Raw genomic sequence first — 20,269 nt, 5'->3', positions numbered from 1 at the left:
GCGTTGCGCGTGCCGCCGGCGTCGATGCTGGCCGCACTCGCGTCGTGCGTCGGCATTGCGATCGTCGCGGCGCTGCAGTATGCCGTGCTCGTGCAGTTCGGCGGGTCCGCCCGGGTGGGGGCGGCGATGACCGTCCTGGCACCGTCGGTTGACCCCCTGTGGCCCGTGTTCGGGGCGATGGTGGCGGGCGGCGCGGCGCAGGCGGTGCTGTACCGGCAGTTGCTGCCGCAACGTTACCGAACCCAACGCAACGGGACGCTCGCGGCGCTCTGGCTCGCCTGTACGTTCGTGCCGGTCGGCGGCGGCCTCGTCGTGCTGGCCAGCTGTGCGTGGGCGGCTTGCTGGCCCGCGAAGCAGGGCGACGACGCATACGCCGACGTGCCTTTGCCCGAGTTCGTCACCTATCTCGTGTCGCGCGTCTCGCACGGCGGCGGTGCACGTCTGCAGGCGCGTCTCGTGAATACGCGGGTGGCCGCGTCGGATCGGCTCTCCGCGCTGGTTGCGATCCAGAGCATGCCGACGCGCACGACCGGCACGCTGCTGCGCGATCTGCTCGCCGATCCTCTCGAAGACGTGCGGCTCATCGCATACGGCACGCTCGACCGCGCCGAGAACGAGATCGCGCAGAACATCTTCCGTGCGCAGCAGACGCTCGATGCCGCCGACGACGATGCAACGCGCCAGGCGAATCATCGCCGGCTTGCCGAGCTGTACTTCGAGCTGGTCTATCAGAATCTCGTGCTCGGTGCGGTGCACGGGCACACGCGCGAACAGGCCGACCGCCACGCGCAGGCCGCGCTCGCGATCGACGCAGGCGACGCGGCGATGTGGCTCGTTCGCGGCCGCCTCGCACTCGCGACCGGCGACGCAGACGCGGCCGTGCAATACATGAGCCGTGCGCTCGAATGGGGCTTTCCGCGCGAGCGTCTCGTGCCGTGGCTTGCCGAGGCTGCATTCCTGCGTGGCGAGTATCCGCGCACGGCCGAACTGCTCGCGTCGCTCGGCAACGCGGCCGCGCTGCCCGTTCTCAATCCCGTCGTTCGTTACTGGTCGTCATGAAACCGTCCATTCACCGCCGTGCCGGTCCGTCGACCGCGATCGACGTTTGCCTGCTGCTCGAGGGCACGTTCCCGTATGTGCGAGGCGGCGTATCGAGCTGGGTCAACGAGATGATTCGTGCCTACCCGCACAAGCACTTCGCGATCGTGTTCATCGGCAGCCGGGAAGACGACTATCATGGCGCCGCGTACGCATTGCCCGACAACGTCGTCCACTTCGAGTCCCATTATCTGTATGGCGACGTGCCCGCCGATACGGGCAGCGCACGGGAGATTCCCGGCGACGCCGAAGCGTTCAGGCGTTCGGCTGCGCTGCACGATGCGTGGCGCGGGCGGGATGCGGACGGCGTCGTGGCGAATCCGGCTGCGCTGATGGCTGACCTGGTCCAACTGATCGACGACGACGGACCGCTGAACGAGCGGCAGTTTTCCACCAGCCGCGCGGCGTGGGACTTCATCGTCGAGCGTTATCGCCGCTACTGCACGGACCCGTCCTTCACCGACTACTTCTGGACGGTACGGATCATGCACAAGCCGCTGTGGCAGCTTGCGCGGATCGCACGCGGACTGCCGCCGGCGCGCGTCTATCACACAGTATCGACGGGTTATGCGGGCTTTCTCGGTGCGCTGTTGCATTACCGCACGGGCCGGCCGCTACTCGTTTCCGAGCACGGTATCTATACCAAGGAACGCAAGATCGATCTGCTGCAAAGCGAGTGGATCCGCGACAACCGGGGCGCGTTCGAACGGGACATATCGGCGATCAGCTATTTTCGCGCGCTGTGGGTGCGTTTCTTCGAAGCACTCGGCAAGCTCGCCTACGACGCGGCCGACGAGATCGTCGCGCTCTACGAGGCCAATCGGCACCGTCAGATCGCCGACGGCGCCGATGCCGCCCGGACGCGCAACATTCCGAACGGCGTCGACGTGGACGGCTTCGCGCCGCTGCTGGACAAGCGGGACGGCGGCCCGCGCCACGTCGTCGCGCTGATCGGCCGCGTGGTGCCGATCAAGGACATCAAGACGTTCGTCCGCGCGATGTTCATCGCATCGCGGACGATGCCGGAAATCGAAGGCTGGATCGTCGGGCCGGAAGAAGAGGATCCCGCGTACGCGCTGGAATGCCGGGCGCTCGCGCAGAGCCTCGGGCTCGCGACGACGGTGCGCTTTCTCGGCTTCCAGCGGATGCACGACATTTTGCCGAAAGTCGACGTGATCGCGCTGACCTCGATCAGCGAGGCGCTCCCGCTCGTCGTGCTCGAAGGTTTCGCGGCCGGCGTGCCGTCGATTACCACGGACGTCGGGTCGTGCCGGCAACTGATCGAAGGGCTCGGAGAGGACGACCGCGCGTTCGGGCCCGCGGGCGCGGTCGTGCCGATCGCGAATCCGGCCGCGTTCGCGCAGGCGGCGCTCGACCTGCTCGGCGACGCGCAGCGCTGGCAGGCCGCGCAGCAAGCCGGCCTCTCCCGCGTCCGACGCTTCTACACGCGTGCACAGATGATCGACCGGTATCGGGCGTTGTACGATGCGCTCGCGATCGCCCCCGACCGGATGCGCCGCGGGCGGCCGTTCGAAGCCGGCTGCCCGGTGCACCATGCAGGTGCGGGCGTGGTTGCATCCGGCTCGCGCAAGGAGGGCCGCTGATGGCCGGCATCGGCTTCGAGTTGCGCAAGATCCTGCGGCAACAGACGCTCTTCGGCGTCGCACGCGCATACGCGTATGCGGGGCTGATCAGCTCCGGGCCGCTGATTCTGTCGATATTCGGAATTCTGATCATCGGCGTGATGAGCGTCGCGTTCGTGATACCCAAATATGCGATCGTCCAGTTTCAGGTGTCGGTGACTTACCTGATCGCGTGCAGTCTGATTCTGACCGGGCCGCTGCAATTGTCGTTCACGCGCTTCATCTCCGACCGGCTGTTCGAGAAGCGCGACGATCTCGTGCTGTCGAACTATAACGGTGTGGCGCTGATTGCCACGGCGGCATCGGGATGTGCCGGCTTCATCGCGGTGGCGTCGGGATTTCGCGGCGAGCCGCTGCTGTATCGGCTGCTGATGGTCGCGGGATTCGTCATCGTCAGCAATATCTGGATCGCGGTGATCTTTTTGTCCAGCGTGAAACAGTACCGGCAGATTCTCGCGGTATTCCTGGTCGGATACGGCTGCACGGTCGCGTTCGCGCTGATGCTGAACCGGCAGGGCATTTGCGGCCTGCTCGGCGGTTTCGTCGCCGGGCATCTCGTCTTGCTTGCCGGGCTTTCGGGGTTGATCTACCGAAACTACCGCAGCGATCGCTTCGTCTCGTTCGAGATGCTCGACCGGCGCTTCGCGTATCCGACGCTCGCGCTTGTCGGACTGCTGTTCAATCTCGGCGTATGGCTCGACAAGTTCATGTTCTGGTATGCACCGGGCACGGGTGCGCAGGTGATCGGGCCGTTGCGTGCATCGGTGATCTACGACATACCCGTGTTCATCGCGTACGTTTGCGTGATGCCTGGGATGGCGACGTTCCTGGTACGCATCGAGGCGGACTTCGTCGAGTATTACGATGCGTTCTACGAAGCCGTGCGCAGCGGTGCGACGCTGCGGCACATCAACGACATGCGCGACATGATGGTCGGCAGCGTGCGCGCCGGGCTGTATGAAATCATCAAGGTGCAGGCCGCCGTGCTGGTGCTGATCGTCGCATTCGGTCACTGGCTGCTGGCGGCCCTGCATATCTCGACGCTGTACCTTCCGCTTTTGCTCGTCGACGTGATCGCCGCGAGTCTGCAGGTGCTGCTGCTGGGTTTGCTGAACGTATTCTTCTATCTCGACGCGCGCCGGCTGGTCGTGGCGCTGTCGACGGCGTTCGTCGCGCTCAACGGCGTGCTGACCGGCATCACGCTATGGATGACGCCGGATGCATACGGCTATGGCTTCGCGCTTGCGCTGCTCGTTCTCGATGTCGCGGCGGTCCTGCTGCTCGACCGCAAGTTCGGCCGCCTCGAATACGAAACCTATATGTTGCGTCATTGAGGAGATATGTTTTCATTCCGAATCCGTCGGCCGCACGGGCGGCCGATGATGGCGCTGGCGCCGGCCGCGGCCGCCGTCGCAGTCGTCATCTTGGGTGCGCTGTGCGGGCGGGCAGGCTATGCGCAACCCGCACCGCCCGTATCGTCGCCCGACGCGTGCGATCCGGCCGATGCGATGCGTGCGCATTCTGTCGCGTTCTTCTACGGCAACGACGTGCCGGTTCGCCAGCTGGAGAAGTTCGATGTCGTTGTCGTCGAACCCGACAGCGGCTTCGATCCACGTGCGCAAGACGTGCGACGCCCCGCGTGGTTCGCCTATGTGAGCGTCGGCGAAGTCACGCAGGAGCGCGACTATGCGCGCAGGATGCCGAAACGGTGGTTGTTCGGGCGTAATACGACATGGGCGTCGGCGGTCGTCGATCAGTCGGCGCAGGGGTGGCCGTCGTTTTTCGTCGAACAGGTGATCGCGCCGCTGTGGGCGCGTGGGTACCGAGGCTTCTTTTTCGACACGCTGGATTCGTACCAGCTCGTCGCGAAGACGGAAGCGGCGCGCGCGAAACAGGAGGCTGGCCTGGTCGCCGTGATCCACGCCGTGAAATCGCGCTATCCGACTGCGCAACTGATCCTGAACCGCGGCTTCGAGATCTTGCCGAAGGTGCATGACGCGATCGCCGCGGTTGCATTCGAATCGCTGTTCGGCAACTGGGATCAGCGCAACCGGCGTTACGGCGCCGTCCCCGCGGCGGATCGCGACTGGTTGCTCGCGCAAGCAAAGGCGATTAAAGCGCGCTATGCGCTACCGGTGGTCTCGATCGACTATTGCCCGCCGGAAGACGCGGCGTGCCGCGACACGATCGCCGCGAAGATTCGCGCGACGGGTCTCATTCCGTATGTGACGGACGGAGCGTTGCGCACCGTCGGCACGGGCCCCGATGCGACGGCATCATGGCGATGCCGCGACGCGAGGTTCGGCGGAGATTGACGCATTCTGCCTACTGCTGTCGAGCGTATCTCGAGACAGCGCGTCGATTGCCGCAATGATCGAATTGAACAGCCCGGAGAGTTCGTCTGCGTGCACACTGACGCGAGCAAGCATTTCTCGCTGCTCGGCGGTCGTGGCCTCTGCTTGCCAGCGCATGAACTGCTCGTCTTGAATCGGTAACGTTTTTCGTTGCCGGGCGTAGTAATGCCGGATTCGTCCAAGCATCGCGCCGTCCAGCACGTGCGGCTCCATTTTGTGCGTGGTCAGTTTGACCTGTATCCCACGCGCTTCGTCCAGTTGAGCGTCGAACAAATAAAGGAAGGTCGGCAAAAACCGGATCGGTCGCCATGCCGGCGCTTGTCGCGTGGTGTCGTTCATCGTTGGAAATCCGCCGGGATGACTGTTTTGTCGATCTGTGTCGAGAGTCCCCCACGCTGCGCGCGCCGGTATTGAGCCACTGGCTGGACATCGACCGCGCAATACATGCAATCGGTATGCCATCGGGTCCGCTCGATCAGGCAAGGGTTGGCCGGCAGGGCTGAAACCCATGTGTCAACGGTTCGTGACACCGATGTATGGAAATCCGTACTCGTCGCGGTACGCGACGATGCGACCGCGCTGCCGTTTCCCGTTTCCCGTTTCCCCAGTGACGAGGGCGTCCTGCATTTTCATCACGGCCGACGCGACGTTTTTCGCGGCAATCGATAAAAAGATAATACGCCCGTGATCGTTTGCGAGGACGGATAGTCACCTGAGGCGCAAGCGTGTCAGGGCAAGCCGACCGATATATCCGACCATCTCGCGAAAGGTTTCCTCAGGCGAGGAATGCATGAGTTACAGGAAGTTTGCTTGCGTGCCGACATAACGAACAACAACACACGGGGGGAAGCAAGCATGGGCTCCATGACAGTCGGCAGGAAGCTGGGCGTTGCATTCGGTATCGTCGTACTTATATCGTTGATCGGCAGCGCGATCTCGATCGTCAATTTTCTGAAGCTGAATCAGGCGAACGGCTGGAACGTTCATAGTTACCAGGTCTTGCGAGCGAACGACGACATGCTGACCAGCATGGTCAACATGGAGACGGGCGTGCGCGGCTACGTGGCCTCGGGGGATGACCGGTTTCTGGAGCCCTACAAGGCAGGCGTCAAGCAGTTCGCCGCGTCGCTCGATGTCGTTCGCGGCCTCACCGCGGACAACGCGGCGCAGCAGCGTCGTCTCGAGACACTGCGCGACATGCATCGGAAGGTGGCGGAGATCGATGACAAGCTGATCGCGATGCGGCGTGACGTCAATGCCGGTACGCAGCCGGCCAACGTGCTGATCGACTACTTCAAGCAGGGCAACGACAAGCAGTTCATGGATCGCTATCGAGCCGTGGCCGCCGAGCTGAACGAGGCCGAGCAGTCGCTGCTCGATCAGCGCTCAGGGGAAGTGGCTAGCTTGACTGCGTTGACCAAGTTGACGCTGGCGGCAGCAGGCGTCATCACCGTCGTCCTCTCGATCGTGCTGGGAACCGTCATCACGCGCGGAATCATGCGGTCGCTGGGGGGCGAGCCCGCCGACGCCGCGGTCGTGGCCGGGCGTATTGCCGAAGGCAATCTCGAAGCACCTGTGCCGGTCGCGCCGAACGATCGCGGCAGCCTGATGGCGTCGCTCGAATCGATGCGGCGGCAACTGAGCGGCATCGTGTCGGAAATCCAGTCGACCGCGGAATCGATCACGACTTCGGCTGGCGAAATCGCGCAAGGTAACCTGGATCTCTCGCAGCGAACGGAGGAGCAGGCGGCTTCGCTCGAGGAAACGGCGGCCAGCATGGAGCAGTTGACCGCGACGGTTCGTCAGAATACGGAAAACGCCCGGCAGGCGAATGCGCTCGCGGGCAGCGCGTGCGAGGTCGCGACGCGCGGCGGCGAAGTGGTGAACCAGGTGGTCGACTCCATGCGCGCCATTTCGAGCAGTTCAGGCAAGGTTGCCGAAATCATCACCGTGATCGAGGGGATTGCGTTCCAGACGAACATCCTCGCGCTGAACGCGGCAGTCGAGGCCGCGCGTGCGGGCGAGCAGGGGCGCGGATTTGCGGTGGTGGCTGGCGAAGTGCGCACGTTGGCGCAACGCAGCGCGAACGCGGCCAAGGAAGTCAAGGATCTCATCACGGGTTCGGTGGAAAGCGTGGCCCAAGGGTCGCAGCAGGTCGAACGCGCGGGCGCCACCATGTCGGAGATCGTGCAGTCCGTGCGGCGAGTGACCGACATCATGAATGAAATCGCATCGGCGTCGGACGAACAGGGAACGGGTATCGAGCAGGTCAACGTCGCCGTGGGCCAGATGGACTCGGTCACGCAGCAGAACGCGGCGCTCGTGGAGCAGGCATCGGCGGCCGCGCAGGCGATGGCACAGCAGGCGACCACGCTGCGCGAGGTGGTCGGGGTATTCAGGATCGGTCGCGCGCTCGCGCACTGACGCCCCCCGAATCTCGGTGCTCCACTCGAAGTCGATGCGCGAGGCGCCGAGTCGCTCGCATGGCGATGCTTTCATGGATCGAGGCAGTTTGTCGCAGGATGTTCGGTGAACCGAGCGCCGGCCGTATCGCGCTTCCGTGTGGCGACCGCGTCATGCCCGCATGTCGTTTCGCCCCTCTTCAAGCGTGGATGAATGTCTGCGCAAGCTTTCTACAGGTTCTCGACCGGAACGGGAATCGTCTCGCCTTGATACGGTATCGCCGAGAATGGTCCGACCGCGCGAAGGATCCGATGCCGATTCAGTTCGAAGGCCAGCCGAATCTGCTGTTCGCTCGTATCCCGGGCGCCGAGGCAGGTGCGGACCGTCTCGCGCAATAACGAAAACGAGCGATATCCCCAACCGAATCCATAAGCGGAAAATTGCAGCGTGCCCGCATCCGTCAAAACGGGCAGCGTGCTCTCGATCGGTAGCATGTTCATCCTTGGCACCTGTTTGAAGACCATACGGTATGTCGCCGCGCATAGGGGCTGCGTGACGGTCAAGCGAGCATGCCGCGCTATCCGGTCCGCTTTCGACTACGTCCACCGTTGCACGGACCGCTTCCTGTTCGCGCGAAATATGCAAGCGACGTGCCACGTCAAGGCCTATGCCGGACAAAGGCACTGCCAACAGCGAACAATCAGATGTGTCAAGCAATCGATACACCGGCGTCAACGAATTAGACGCCGATCGAGGTTGATGTGGGTATTGTTTTATTGCCGTCAATCAACCGAAATAGTTTGGAAAGGGAGGCGATGCCGGTTACATCGCCGATACCGTTCATTCGCACGGCGGGTTTTCGCAAAGCCAGTGCGCATAGGCTCATGGCGCCGGCTCGAATCGAGGTCGGGCGAACGTCGACGAATCGTTCGGCTGCTTGACGCCGGATGTTGCCCGGGACGATTCGTCGAGCCACGCGATGATCGAATCGTACAGCGCGGCGAGGTGGTCGGCGCGCTCGCCGATCCGCCTGAGCATTTCCCGTTGCTCCGTAGTCGTGGCTTCCCATTGCCAACGCATGAATTGCTCGTATTGAATCGGCAACAGCTTCCGTTGCCCGATGTAGTAATGCGTGACTCGCTCGCGCATCGCAGGATCGGCCATGCGTCCTTCCGTCGTGTGCCGGGTCAATTTGTCGAAGGTCGCCCTCGCTTCGTCCACTTGAATGTCGACCAGATAAAACAGGATCGGCAAAAACTCGATGGGCCGCCATACCGGCGGCCGTTGCGTGTCTTTCGTCATCGGTTGAATGTCGATCAAGCTTCGCTCGGCCGGTTCCAGCGCGCGCCGACATCGATCGTTTCCATCAGTCGATCGATGTCGAGCAGGGTCAGCATTTGTTCGCCGTCGTCCCCTTCATGGATGGCGAGGCCCGTGACGCATTCCGTTTGCATCGCGGTCCCGACCTCCGGCGCGGGGCGGCGAGCGGAGAGATCGATATCGACCACGCCGCTCACCGAGTCGACGATCAAACCGATCGCCTGTTCCGCACCGTCGAGTACGATGATGGCGGTCGGTACGGTGTCGCTGATCGGGTCCAGCGAGAACGTCATGCGCAGGTCGACGATCGGCATGACGAGGCCGCGCAGGTTGATCGTGCCTTTGACGAACGGCGGCGCATCGGCGGCGGGCGTCGGTTCTACATAGGGGCGAATTTCGCGGACACTCATGATATCGATGCCGTATTCGTCGTCGCCGAGCACGAAAGCGACAAATACCTGCTTGGTCGCGTCGCCGGCGCTTTCGCGTACGGGTACGCTCTCCGCGATTTCAACTGCTTCCGTCATGTCATGCTCCAGAAAATGGATGGTTAGTGCCGTATCAAAAGGCGGTCCAGTCTGCTGCCGCGTCCATCGCGGCACGGGGTGACGGCGCGCTTGCCTCCGTCACGGGCGTGCGGCCCGGTCGCACCGGCCGTGACACGGCCGCCGTGGTGGCCGCACCCCGGCGCGTCGCCGGCTGATCGTAGGCATGGCTATCCACGGACCCGACACGGAAGAACGAGACGGCCTCGGTCAATCGATGGCCCTGATCTTCGAGCGACTTCGACGCGGCCGCCGCTTCTTCCACCAGTGCCGCGTTCTGTTGCGTAACTTCGTCCATCTGCGTGATCGCGATGTTGACCTGTTCGATCCCGCGACTTTGTTCGGAGGACGCCGCGGCGATTTCACCCATGATGTCTGTCACGCGTGCCACGGCCTTCGTCACGTCGGCCATCGTATGGCCCGCATCGTCGGCAAAACGCGAGCCGTCCCGAATCTTCTGGACGGATGCGCCGATCAACGCCTTGATTTCCTTGGCTGCACTCGATGAACGCTGCGCGAGGCTTCTCACTTCGCTCGCCACGACGGCGAAGCCGCGACCCTGTTCGCCCGCGCGGGCAGCTTCCACGGCGGCGTTCAGCGCGAGAATGTTGGTCTGGAACGCGATGCCCTCGATGATCCCGGTGATCTCGGCTATCTTCGACGAGCTGTCGCTGATGTCGGTCATGGTTTCCACGACCTGGCTCACCACCGCGCTGCCTTTGTGCGCGACGTCCGACGCACCGTTGGCCAGGGCGCTCGCCTGTTGCGCGCTCTCCGCGTTCTGACGCACGGTAGCGGTGAGCTGTTCCATGCTCGATGCCGTCTCCTGCAGCGACGCCGCCTGTTGCTCCGTGCGGGACGACAGGTCCTGGTTGCCGGACGCGATCTGGCTGGATCCCGTCGCGATGCTGTCCGCGGCGGTACGGACTTGCCCGATCAGCCGGACGAGGCTCGCCTGCATCTCGCCCATCGATGCCAGCACGCTGCCTTGCGGCGCGACCGCGGCGCCGTCCACGGTGCCGAGGTCGCCCGCCGCGACGCGGCGTGTGATGTCGCTCAGGGCGCCGGGTTCCGCGCCGAGTGCGCGCGTGATGCTGCGCGTGATCAGGAGCGCCGCAACGACGGCGGCGGCGACGGCGGCGAGACAGATGCCGATCAGCAGCGCGCGGTGTCTGTCGTACTGTTGCGCGGACGCCTGCTTGCTTTCGGCCGCCCGATTGCTTGCGAAGCCGGCGTAGGTGTCGGCTGCTGCGACGAGTTCCTTCAGTAGCGGCCGGCATTGATCGTCGATCATCCCGATCGCCTGGTCTCGCTGGCCGTGCAACGCGGCGTCGCCGATCGCGACGGCCACCGGGCCATATCGCGACTCGATGCGGTTGATCTCGGCCACCAGCGCGCGGCCTTTCGCCGTCACGTCGGGGTTGGTGGCGATGGCTTCGTTCAGCTGGCGAAGCCGTGCCTGTACTTCGTCGTGCGCCTGCGTCATCGCAACGCGTTCGGCTTCGATATCGTCGGGCTTCGTCACGAGCACCAGATTACGGACGGCGACCGCGCGACGAAGTACCGCCGCACGAACTTTTTCGGTCAACTCCGCGCGTGCACGCGCACCGTCGACGTAGTTGGCGAAACTGTCGTTCGCATCCCCGAGCGCACCGAGTGCGATCACCGAAACCAGAACCACCAGCGCGGCCATCATGCCGAAGGTCAGCGCGAGTTTCGCTCGCACGGTCAATTGTCCGAAGCTCATGTTTAGTCTTCCCCTGTCGTTTGCCCTGGTCGAGCGGTTGTCGTTGTGCTTGTTATAAACGTCGGGTCGGGAAGGCATCGACATGCGTCGACGCTCATCCGCGTCCCGTCGTTGAAATCACGATCACGCAGGGACCGGTACCGGCTTCGATGTCTTCGCGTGCTGTTTCGCGAAGGATGAGCGCCGCCTGCCCGGTGCGATCCGCGAGATCGCTCCGGGCAATACATGCAAGCGGTGTGCCACATAAAGGGGACTGTCGGACAAGGCTTTGCGGGCAGCGCGGCAGCGAGACTGTCAACGCATCCGGACACGCGTGTCCGGCAATCCGACGCTAGCCGATGTCGAGGTGTGCCATGCGCGTGTACAGCGACTGGCGGCTGATGCCGAGCCGCTTCGCTGCTTCCGCGCGATTGTCGCCGGTGAGTCCGAGCGTGCGCAGGATCATCTCGCGCTCGACGGCGGCGAGTGCTTCCGACAGCGGACGATTGAGCATCGCGGCAGGCAGCAGCGCGTCGCGCGAAGGAACACCCGGTTCGTCGAGGAACGCGAGATCGCATCCGGTGACGACGGCGCCGGGCGCGAGCGCATTCACGCGCGCGATCGCGTTGCGCAGTTCGCGTACGTTGCCCGGCCACGCATACGCGATCAGGCGGCGCTGCGCCTGCACGGACAGCCGCTTCGTCGTAGTCGAGGCCGACGTCGTGTCGAGAAAATGGACGGCGAGCGGCAGGATGTCGGCCAGCCGCTCGCGCAGCGGCGGCAGATGAATGGGGATGACGTTGAGTCGGTAAAGCAGGTCTTCGCGAAACGTTCCGTTCGCGACCATGGTCCGCAGGTCCCGATGGGTTGCCGCAATCACGCGGACGTTCACCGAAATGGACCGGTTGACGCCGAGTGGGGTGACTTGCTGTTCCTGCAGCACCCGCAGCAGCTTGGCTTGCATGGAGGTCGCCATGTCGCCGACCTCATCCAGAAAAAGCGTGCCGCCATCGGCTTCGACGATTCGGCCGGTCCGGGCGGCCGTGGCGCCCGTGAAGGCACCTTTGCAATGGCCGAAAAGCTCGCTTTCGAGCAGCTCATGAGGAATCGCCGCGCAATTCACGGCAACGAACGGGCCGGCGCTACGCGACGACTCGACGTGGAGCACCCTGGCCGCGACTTCCTTGCCGGTTCCCGTTTCCCCGGTGATGAGAACGGTCGCGTCCGACGCTGCCGCGCGGCCGATACATTTCTGTACTTCGCGCATCGCCGCGCTGATGCCGAGCAAGCGCGGCTCCGCACCGGCAGGTTCGTCGAACGCGTCGACGTTCGCCTGCGCATGGGGAGCGGCATCGGACAGAGGATGGGCCGCGAAGATCCGCTCGAGCAGGCTCGCGATATCGTCGCGGCCGACCGGCTTCGTCAGGTGGTCGAATGCGCCGAGGCGCATGGCGGCGATCGTGTTGCCGCTACGGGCATAGGCGGTCAGTACCACGACGGGGACCGTCGCGAGTCGAGGGACGCGCCGCAGTTTCGCGAGCACGGCAATGCCGTCCATGTCGGGCAACCGGATGTCGAGGAATATGCAGGCGGGTTGCAGACCTCGGTCGACGCGGGCGAGCGCGTGCTCGCCCGTGCCGGCGCATAGGGTTTCGTGACCCAGATCGGTCAGCGTTTCAGACAATCCTTCGCAGAAGGCATCGTCGTCGTCGATCAGCAGGATGGTCGCCATGGGATATCGATGACAAAGCAAGTAGTAGGGGTGGCGGCGTGACAGGCGTTGCCGCCGTGCGACGCTGCGATCTCTCGAACCAGGGTGAGACCGAGCCCGCAGCCGCCGGGCCGCGCGCTGACGAAGGGCTCGAAGATGCGCGCGCGCTCGGCTTCGGCAACGCCGGGGCCGTCGTCGGCGACTTCGAGCACGAAGCGTGCGCCGCATGGTGAAGCGCGGCGGCTGGCCTCGACGTGAACCTTGCCGCCCGGGCGAACGTGCGCCAGCGAATTGACGATCAGATTGTCGAGCGCACGACGCATCTGGGCAGGGTCGAATACGGGGCGATCGGTCGTGTCGCTGGTGGAGGCCGTCGGCATATTGCAGGCCACCGTCAGCGCGACATTCTTGCCGCGCGCGAGCTCGTCGTGTGTCTGCACGCTTTCCGAAAGCCACGTGGCCGGATCGACCGGCTCCAGGCGCGGCGTAACGGGCTGGGTGAGCGCCAGGAGCCTGGACACCTGGATTTCGATGCGCTCGATCTGGCCGAGTATCGAGCGCAGCGCCGATTGCTGCCGGCAGGCATCGCCGGCCAGCGCGTTCTCGGCTTTCAATCGCATCGCGCCAGCCGGATTGCGAATTTCATGCGCAACCTCGGCGGCCAGTGTGCCGAGCAGCGCGACACGATGTGCTTGCGCGAGGCGTATTTCCAGTTCGCTCGCGTGTTCGCGAGCATTGCGGGTACGCGCAGTACAGCGGTTGAATGCATGCGCGATCCGATCCAGTTCCGGCTCGCCCGGGCAGGGGATGCTGCCGGCGGAATCGGCGTCGTCGTTCGAGAGCGCCGTGTCGAGCCGCACGAGTTTGTCGCGCCATGCGCGCAGTGCGAAGGCGAGATACAGGGAAACGGCGAACAGAAGCGCCAGAACGACGGCAAACGTTGCTACGATGGCGTCGCCCTGACGGACCAACATCGATTGCGCACGCACAAGGGTCCATGCATAGAGCCCGGTATGTCCGTTCACGGGGCACGCGATCGCGATGACTGCGTCGTGGTGCCTTCCCGCTATTTCGGCGGCGGAGCGCACGCCGGTGGACGCTGCCGAGAGCGCGCTCAGGATCAGCGGCGTTTCCGCTTCCGGAATGTCGCGCTTGATGCCGCTGCCGGGGTACGACGGAAACGCGTAAGCCAGAAATCCACCGGCACGCTCGGGCGCATTCGCCGACGGCGCGGAATGCAACGCGCCAGCGTGCCAGAAGCCCCCTTCGATACCCGCGGATGCGGCAAGGGCCGCGTTGAGTACGTCGCGCAACAGTTGAACGCTCGGCTCCGTCGCGTGAGGTAACGACAGCGTGTAGTGGGAAGCAATCGCGTCGCACGCGTCGCTCGCGCGCTGCCTGGCGGATGCGATCCGGTGGCCTTCGGTGCAACTGGCCATTAACCAGACGATTGTGACCAGCGATGCGCACAACGCCGCGGCAAGTGCCCTGAGTAGCGACAATTGCGTTGAAAACCTCGGTCTGACTAGCGGCATGGTCTTGCGTGGAACGGTGCTACGTCGGTGCTCATGGAAATGGTCTGCACAATGCAGGGCAATCGCGTTCGCGTCTGCGTCGACGTTCGGTCGAGAATAATGGGGTGGCCGTGGGGACGATGTGGCGGGCCATTCTTGTTTGAAGCATGCGATGTATGCGGTACGCACGCACTCGCATCGCTCGGTTGGCAGGTTTTGTCAGACAACAGCTTCTGAAACGCGACACGTTCCGGCTGTGAAATCAATGTGTCAGGCCGGTTCGTGGTCGTATCCGGAAGTGATCCTTATTATCTGAATGGTACAGAAACGTTTTATTTTCGTCCTGTGCGCAATCGTTTGCGTATGTGCGCGATCAATAAAAAGCAATGCGGTCCCGCGTCCGCACCGGCACGCCGCGCGTGTGGAAGTTCCACCTCGGCAAGTTTGCGCGAGCAGCGTAGCGAACATTCGCCGGCGCGAGCGGCGGTCGAGTCAATGGCGCCGATGATGGGCTGTACGGCGCAGACGCCGCTCGCATTGGGCAAACCAGGTTGATCATGGCGAGCGTGATGGCGTGACCACTGACGAACGCGAACGGCTGAAGGCCGTGGAGCGCAACGTTAATGGGACGAGGGAGTCTGTCGGTTCCATTTTTTCAGGCCGGCCTCGGTAAAGATCTCGTCAGGATGGAACATGCTCCGCGCATCCACCGGGACATGACGCCCTCCATTCTGCGGAATCCGAATCAACTCATGTGTTGATTTCCATCGAGAGGTTTCCCACTGCGCGCCAGATGGGTTGGTGAAATCGCGTGTTGACCGCCAGGGTTAAGTTTCTTTTAAGTCCGCCTTCGTATCTTGTGTTCAGGGCGCGTGAATGATGCAACTGCGTGATGTCCAGTCCGCCCTACGGGAACAACAACGATCAGAGAAGGAGAATTCGACATGTCCACCCTGAACAGAAAGAAAGTAGCCTTCTGCGTGATGTCGGTCGCATTGCTGGTCTGCGGCACTGTGCCTGCCGGCTATGCGGTCGCGGCCGTCACCCAGGCAAAGGCCGTCAACCAGGATTTCACGAAACTGTCGCATGCCGGGAATCGGGCCATGATTGACGTCATGATTGCCCGATCTGCGCTCTTCGACGGCCATCCTGAGGCGGCCACCCATCTGCTGGCCGACGCCAAGACGGCCATGCAGGCGGCGAAGTCCGACAACTCGGCCTTCATGAAGGCCGAATCGACGCTGAGCGACGCCGCCGGTGCACACGCCAACACGGCTACGAGCAATCAGGCTACGGCATGGCTGCCGGTCGGCGGTGACATGACCGTACTGGATGACTTTACCGCCCAGCCGGTCAAGGCCAAGGCAGTCGCCAACGCCAACGCGGCCTTGAAGAAGGGGGACCGCGAAGGGGCGATCAAGGCGCTGAAACTTGCTGACGTCAATGTCGCCTATACCGTCGACGTCGTTCCACTCGACCAAACCGCCGAGCGTATCGATCAGGCGTCGGCACTGCTGAACGCGGGCAAGTATTACGAAGCAGGTGTCGTCCTGCACCACGTGCAGGACAGCCAGCGCTTCGATCAACTCGATATTAATGCCGTGCCGGCCACCCGCGGATAAACCATCGTGAGCGATACCTCCCATAGCCTGCTGACGTGGATTCTCATCGGCGGCGCGTCAGGCTGCTTTGCCGGGGTGGTCTGGCGTGGACGCCCGTACCAGATCATTCGCGATATCGTCCTGGGCGTCATGGGCGCATGCGTGGTCTCAGGTATTGCTCATGTCCTAGATTTATCGGTAGCCAACAGCGTGTTTCTCGACATTGTCACCTCCACGGCGGGTGCGCTCGTCGCACTCGCCGCAATGCGTCAATTGCGCAAGACCTAGTCTGACGCGCAAGCGGCTGATACGCTCGATACACCGATTGTCGTCGCGCGCCGCGCTGCAACCGACGATCGTCAGGCAACTGAGGATGTTACAGGGCGAGAATTCTGCATGCGCCTTCAAGTTCCCCCTCCTAAAAGTACGCGCGCGGCGTTTGTAGAGGGGGCTCCGGCATTTTCTGCTGTGCGCCCCGCGGCATCGGGATCGCGCGTCCGGAGCCGCACGCAGATCGACGATGACGGTCCCGCGCGATGGAGCACGGGGTTCCCAATGCCGTCGATCACGAGTTCCCTTCCGCAAGTTTGCATTTTGTCGTAAACAACTTGTATGGACCATTCATCATCGCCTCGGGAACCTCTATGAGAAATAGGTAAGGATCTAGCCGCCTGACTATCGGATTCGGGTTATTGACGGTCCTACTGGTGGCAATAGCCGTGACCGCGTTTTACGGACTGTGGCAATTGAGCCATCAACTTGACGCTATTACGCGAGTAAGCAATACGGAAGCACGGTTGGCGAACCCACTATGCTCATCAATACAGGATCGCGCAATCGCCATCCGGAATCTGGCTTTGCTCACTGCCCAGCAAGATATGGCACAGGAAGCCGACCGCATTCCTTGCGCTCAACGCAGCGGTCGACGCGGCGCGTGCGGATGAGCAGGGACGAGGCGTCGCGGTTGTCGCAGGTGAAGTCCGAACCTTGGCACAACGAAGTGCGGTAGCGGCGAAGGAAATCAACGAGCTCATCGGAACATCGGTATCTCACGTCGCTGCGGGTTCAAATCCGGTTTCGAACGCTGGAGCGACAATGGAGGAGATCGTCCGATCGCAAGCGATCGATAAACGACGCCCCTCGGTCATCGAACGTGTAAGAACGCTCTGATATCCTTCGCCTCTCATTCTGGCTGACCAGGGGAGTAGTGACATGCGTTGGATAGTGCCTCTCGTACTGGCGATCGTATGTCCGTGTTCCGCGCTGGCTGATCCGGCCGCTTTTAACGCAGGGATAATCCGGCTCACGGGGGTGAACGAAGCTGCCCCTTTCAACACGGTGATCTTTTACCCTACGCGTGAGCGTGAGGTTCCGTGGCAAGCGGGCCCGTTCACTGTTGAGGCGACGCGCGATGCTTCGCCTGTACCGGATGGCCGTTTCCCCGTTGTATTGATTTCACATGGACGAGGCGGCGGTCCCTTCAGCCACCGTGAATTGGCCACAACTCTGGCTCGCGCTGGATTTATCGTCGTCTTGCCGACGCACGTTGGGGACGCTTCAGGCTATCCCCGAGCGCAGTCCCAAGCCCAGATTCTGATTGATCGCCCCCGGCAGGCAGAGGCCGCGCTCAATGCAGTCCTCGCGGATCCACGGTTTTCCGCGAGCGCCGATGTCGGCCGAATTGGCATGATCGGATACTCAGCCGGTGGCTACACTGCGCTGATTCTGGCCGGAGCGAAACCCGATTTTGCGTATGCCGGTGCGTACTGCGCAGATCACGATGATCCGGGATCGTGTCCGCGTCCAGCAACCAGCAATGGTGCGCACGGCACCCAAGGCAAAGCGGCCGTACCCGCTGACCTGGTAGCTTGGCAACCGCCCGTTGATCGCCGCCTGAAGGCCTTGGTGCTGATGGATCCGCTGGCGATGATGTTTGAGGCATCTGGCTTGTCCGCCGTGCGCGTACCGACGATGCTCTATCGACCGCGGGACGACAGCTATCTTGGTTCTGCGAGAAACGCTCTTGGAGTTGTGTCAGGCTTGCCCACACCGCCCGCAGTCCACATCGTGCCAGGCGACCACTTCGTTTTCATTGATCCTTGTCCGGCCTCGGTCGCCGCCAGTGCGGCACTGATCTGTCAGGATGCGCCCGGGATCGATCGTGTGGAGATTCATCGCCAGATCGACCATGAGGTCGTGGAGTTCCTACGCGCAAATCTATAAGTCATCCAGACTGAGCTGACCTGCTCCAGGGAAGCAACGCGGCGTGGTCGATGGCCGACCAAGCGGAAAGCCTGAAAGCGGCAGTGTCTATCTTCAAAGTCGACTAGTAGCCACGGCCGATTCCGTTGCCTTGGCTCATTCACGGAGGCTGAGGGGACCGCCGCCTCGCCCATGTGAAATCAATACAACGGGGAAGCGGCCATCCGGTACAGGCGAAGCATCGCGCGTCGCCTCAACGGTGACCGGGCCCGCTTGCCACGGAACCTCACGCTCACGCGTAAGGGTAAAAGATCACCGGATTGAAAGCGGCAGAGCCGGATTACCCCTGCGTTAAAAGCGGCCGAATCAGCCAGCGCGGAACGCGTACATACGATCGCCAGTACGAGAGGCACTATCCAACGCATGTCACTGCTCCTGGTCAGCCAGAATGAGAGGCGAAAGCTATTAGAGCGTTCTTGCGCGTTTGATGACCGAGGGGCGTCGTTTATCGATCGCTCACAGTTGACTTATTCGCGATGCTACGCACGTGCGGTCTCGTCGCGCTCTTGTCCTCGGGCGTGATGAACCAGCTGACTGCCACCTTGGGACTTGGCCAGATATAGTGCTTGATCTGCAGCTGCGAGCAGATCGGTGAGTGCAATCATCTCCGAATTCGATGTCGCCAGGCCAATGCTGACGGTTGCTTGAATTCGATGACCGTCGGCGCTGTGAACCATCCTGGCAAACTGGCTCGCAATGATTTCTCCGACTGTTTTCGCGCGATGGCTATCGTGGTCAGGCAGCAGGGCAGCAAATTCTTCACCGCCGATGCGCGCCAGAATCGTATTCGCGTCGGTACTGGCGCGAACCACGCTCGCGAACGACCTCAATACCTCGTCGCCGGCCTTGTGACCATAGCGATCGTTAATTCTCTTGAAGTGGTCGAGATCAAACGCAAGGAGCGTGACAGGGCGTCGACGTATTGCGCAATCGTCGATCACTCGCTCTCCCTCTTCAAAAAACAGCCTGCGATTTCCCAGGCGGGTCAAGTAATCCGTACGGGACTCTTGCAGGAGTTCGCCATGAACTTCCTCCCGGGTGAGCCGGAGTAGCGTCATCGGCAAAATGACGGAATAGAGGACACCCTCGTACATCGTGATTTTGCTCGAAATTGACAATGCTTGCGTCCCAAAAATCGAGACCAGCCATGGCAGGACAATGGCTCTGGCAGCGTAGAACAATGCATGGATTCCCGTCACCGCCACAGCGACGCGTCGAGATTGAACGGCCGGCATCGCGTCACGTCGTGTCAGTTCGAGGGTTGTCATTGCGGAAACGAGCGCGATGGGTATCGCGCTGGCATAGAGCCATACTGCGGCCTGCCAGCGCGCACCGGCCGCCGCCCATGTAAGCCCCATCAAGAGAAGCAGACCGATCGAGCTTGCGAGATGCCGCCGGCCGTTGAACATCGCCACAGCGTGCAAAACCAGGAGATAGCCGCCCAGAATCACGAGATTGCTTATAGCAGCGCCAGCGGAGCCCAGCAGTTCAAGCCGAAACGCAGCCACCGCGCAACCGACCCCTAGCGTCGCATAGCCGGCCGCCAGCATTCGCAGTTCGTTGCTGCGCTTGGGATGCGATACGTGCTCCCAATATGTCATGGCGGAACTGGCCAACAAGGTTCCGATCGCTAAAAGGTAGAGGGTAGCAAGATCGACTTTCATCGTCGTTATAAAGCACGTCGCCGCCACGACGAGGAAGAGGTTGCCGACAAACCTGCAATAACGGCAGATACTAACAATTCTTGAGAATAGACGGGGAAATGGCGATCCTTACGTTTCAAAAACTGTTCTGGCCTCCTGTTCTTGTAAGTTCAATCGCAGTACTTTGCGGCGCAGCCAACAGAACGTTGAGTCAAATTTGTGCCGCCAGGCTGCTTGACTGATCCTGAAACGGGTTGGATTCGCTTTCGGGGATGACGTTTCGATTCGATGGCCGGGAATTGGGTTCGTCTCGATCGAGGAGGGAACGGCGAAACCATCGCGCTGGCGTTGCCGGTGATCACGCCCGGTTCGACCCTATCCCCGGCACACCCGGTCGTGCTCCGGCCAGTAGGCCGTCTCGCCGCCGATACCGGCGACACGGTCGGCTG

At 62.6% G+C, this 20,269-nt stretch carries 16 protein-coding genes and 2 pseudogenes; 10 read left to right on the top strand and 8 right to left on the bottom strand.

Annotated features, from left to right (window positions below):
- Positions 1-24 precede the first annotated feature (24 nt).
- The 4 genes from AC0KUR_RS15630 to AC0KUR_RS15615 are packed head-to-tail and all read left to right on the top strand — an operon-like array spanning position 25 to position 5,056.
- On the top strand, positions 25-1,059 hold the full coding sequence (locus AC0KUR_RS15630) for a tetratricopeptide repeat protein (RefSeq protein ID WP_059556724.1): 1,035 nt from the start codon (positions 25-27) through the stop codon (positions 1,057-1,059).
- Positions 1,056-2,702, top strand: coding sequence for a GT4 family glycosyltransferase PelF (gene pelF / locus AC0KUR_RS15625; protein WP_473376140.1), 1,647 nt, complete (start codon positions 1,056-1,058; stop codon positions 2,700-2,702). The genes AC0KUR_RS15630 and pelF overlap by 4 nt, the downstream gene beginning before the upstream one ends.
- Positions 2,702-4,075, top strand: coding sequence for an exopolysaccharide Pel transporter PelG (pelG, locus tag AC0KUR_RS15620; RefSeq protein WP_124608769.1), 1,374 nt, complete (start codon positions 2,702-2,704; stop codon positions 4,073-4,075). Before pelF ends, pelG begins: the two co-directional genes overlap by 1 nt.
- A 45-nt stretch (positions 4,076-4,120) precedes the next feature.
- A complete protein-coding gene (locus AC0KUR_RS15615) occupies positions 4,121-5,056 on the top strand; it encodes an endo alpha-1,4 polygalactosaminidase (protein WP_473376139.1) in 936 nt (311 codons plus the stop codon).
- Here the strand turns inward: AC0KUR_RS15615 and AC0KUR_RS15610 are convergent.
- Positions 5,018-5,434, bottom strand: coding sequence for a hypothetical protein (locus AC0KUR_RS15610; RefSeq protein WP_059556683.1), 417 nt, complete (start codon positions 5,432-5,434; stop codon positions 5,018-5,020). The two genes, AC0KUR_RS15615 and AC0KUR_RS15610, sit on opposite strands and share 39 nt — an antisense overlap.
- Positions 5,435-5,950: 516 nt before the next feature.
- On the opposite strand from AC0KUR_RS15610, the gene AC0KUR_RS15605 reads away from it, so the two are divergent.
- The gene (locus AC0KUR_RS15605) at positions 5,951-7,519 is read left to right on the top strand and encodes a methyl-accepting chemotaxis protein (RefSeq protein WP_124608771.1); all 1,569 of its coding nucleotides are present in this window, start codon (positions 5,951-5,953) and stop codon (positions 7,517-7,519) included.
- A 209-nt stretch (positions 7,520-7,728) separates the two neighbouring features.
- On the opposite strand, the gene AC0KUR_RS15600 is transcribed toward AC0KUR_RS15605, so the two are convergent.
- The 6 genes from AC0KUR_RS15600 to AC0KUR_RS15575 form a co-directional block, all read right to left on the bottom strand.
- On the bottom strand, positions 7,729-7,998 hold the full coding sequence (locus AC0KUR_RS15600) for a hypothetical protein (RefSeq protein WP_034187971.1): 270 nt from the start codon (positions 7,996-7,998) through the stop codon (positions 7,729-7,731).
- A gap of 382 nt (positions 7,999-8,380) precedes the next feature.
- Positions 8,381-8,818, bottom strand: a complete 438-nt coding sequence (locus AC0KUR_RS15595) for a hypothetical protein (protein WP_124608772.1) — start codon at positions 8,816-8,818, stop codon at positions 8,381-8,383.
- A complete protein-coding gene (locus AC0KUR_RS15590) occupies positions 8,815-9,345 on the bottom strand; it encodes a chemotaxis protein CheW (protein WP_473376138.1) in 531 nt (176 codons plus the stop codon). Before AC0KUR_RS15590 ends, AC0KUR_RS15595 begins: the two co-directional genes overlap by 4 nt.
- A gap of 34 nt (positions 9,346-9,379) precedes the next feature.
- Positions 9,380-11,110: a methyl-accepting chemotaxis protein gene (locus AC0KUR_RS15585; RefSeq protein ID WP_473376152.1), complete on the bottom strand. Its 1,731-nt coding sequence runs from the start codon at positions 11,108-11,110 to the stop codon at positions 9,380-9,382.
- A 331-nt stretch (positions 11,111-11,441) separates the two neighbouring features.
- The gene (locus AC0KUR_RS15580; RefSeq protein WP_473376137.1) at positions 11,442-12,821 is read right to left on the bottom strand and encodes a sigma-54-dependent transcriptional regulator; all 1,380 of its coding nucleotides are present in this window, start codon (positions 12,819-12,821) and stop codon (positions 11,442-11,444) included.
- Complete coding sequence (locus AC0KUR_RS15575) at positions 12,803-14,302, bottom strand: sensor histidine kinase (protein WP_473376136.1); 1,500 nt, start codon at positions 14,300-14,302, stop codon at positions 12,803-12,805. Before AC0KUR_RS15575 ends, AC0KUR_RS15580 begins: the two co-directional genes overlap by 19 nt.
- Before the next feature lie 456 nt (positions 14,303-14,758).
- On the opposite strand from AC0KUR_RS15575, the pseudogene AC0KUR_RS15570 reads away from it, so the two are divergent.
- The 5 genes and pseudogenes from AC0KUR_RS15570 to AC0KUR_RS15550 form a co-directional block, all read left to right on the top strand.
- Positions 14,759-14,954, top strand: a pseudogene (locus AC0KUR_RS15570) (IS3 family transposase); the annotation flags it as partial.
- Positions 14,955-15,258: 304 nt separating this feature from the next.
- Entirely contained in the window at positions 15,259-15,936 is a 678-nt protein-coding gene (locus tag AC0KUR_RS15565; RefSeq protein ID WP_034187967.1) for a YfdX family protein, read from the top strand.
- Between the two features lie 6 nt (positions 15,937-15,942).
- Positions 15,943-16,203, top strand: a complete 261-nt coding sequence (locus tag AC0KUR_RS15560) for a GlsB/YeaQ/YmgE family stress response membrane protein (protein ID WP_034187966.1) — start codon at positions 15,943-15,945, stop codon at positions 16,201-16,203.
- A 606-nt stretch (positions 16,204-16,809) separates the two neighbouring features.
- A pseudogene (locus AC0KUR_RS15555) lies at positions 16,810-17,031 on the top strand (methyl-accepting chemotaxis protein); the annotation flags it as partial.
- A gap of 195 nt (positions 17,032-17,226) precedes the next feature.
- Positions 17,227-18,138 carry an alpha/beta hydrolase family protein gene (locus AC0KUR_RS15550; RefSeq protein ID WP_473376135.1) on the top strand — a complete coding sequence of 304 codons (912 nt, stop codon included), beginning with the start codon at positions 17,227-17,229 and terminating at the stop codon, positions 18,136-18,138.
- Positions 18,139-18,656: 518 nt separating this feature from the next.
- On the opposite strand, the gene AC0KUR_RS15545 is transcribed toward AC0KUR_RS15550, so the two are convergent.
- Complete coding sequence (locus AC0KUR_RS15545) at positions 18,657-19,841, bottom strand: GGDEF domain-containing protein (RefSeq protein ID WP_059556722.1); 1,185 nt, start codon at positions 19,839-19,841, stop codon at positions 18,657-18,659.
- Between the last annotated feature and the right edge of the window lie 428 nt (positions 19,842-20,269).

Source organism: Burkholderia sp. YHN3-13 (genome assembly GCF_055810675.1).
This window is presented reverse-complemented; position numbering and strand designations above follow the sequence as displayed.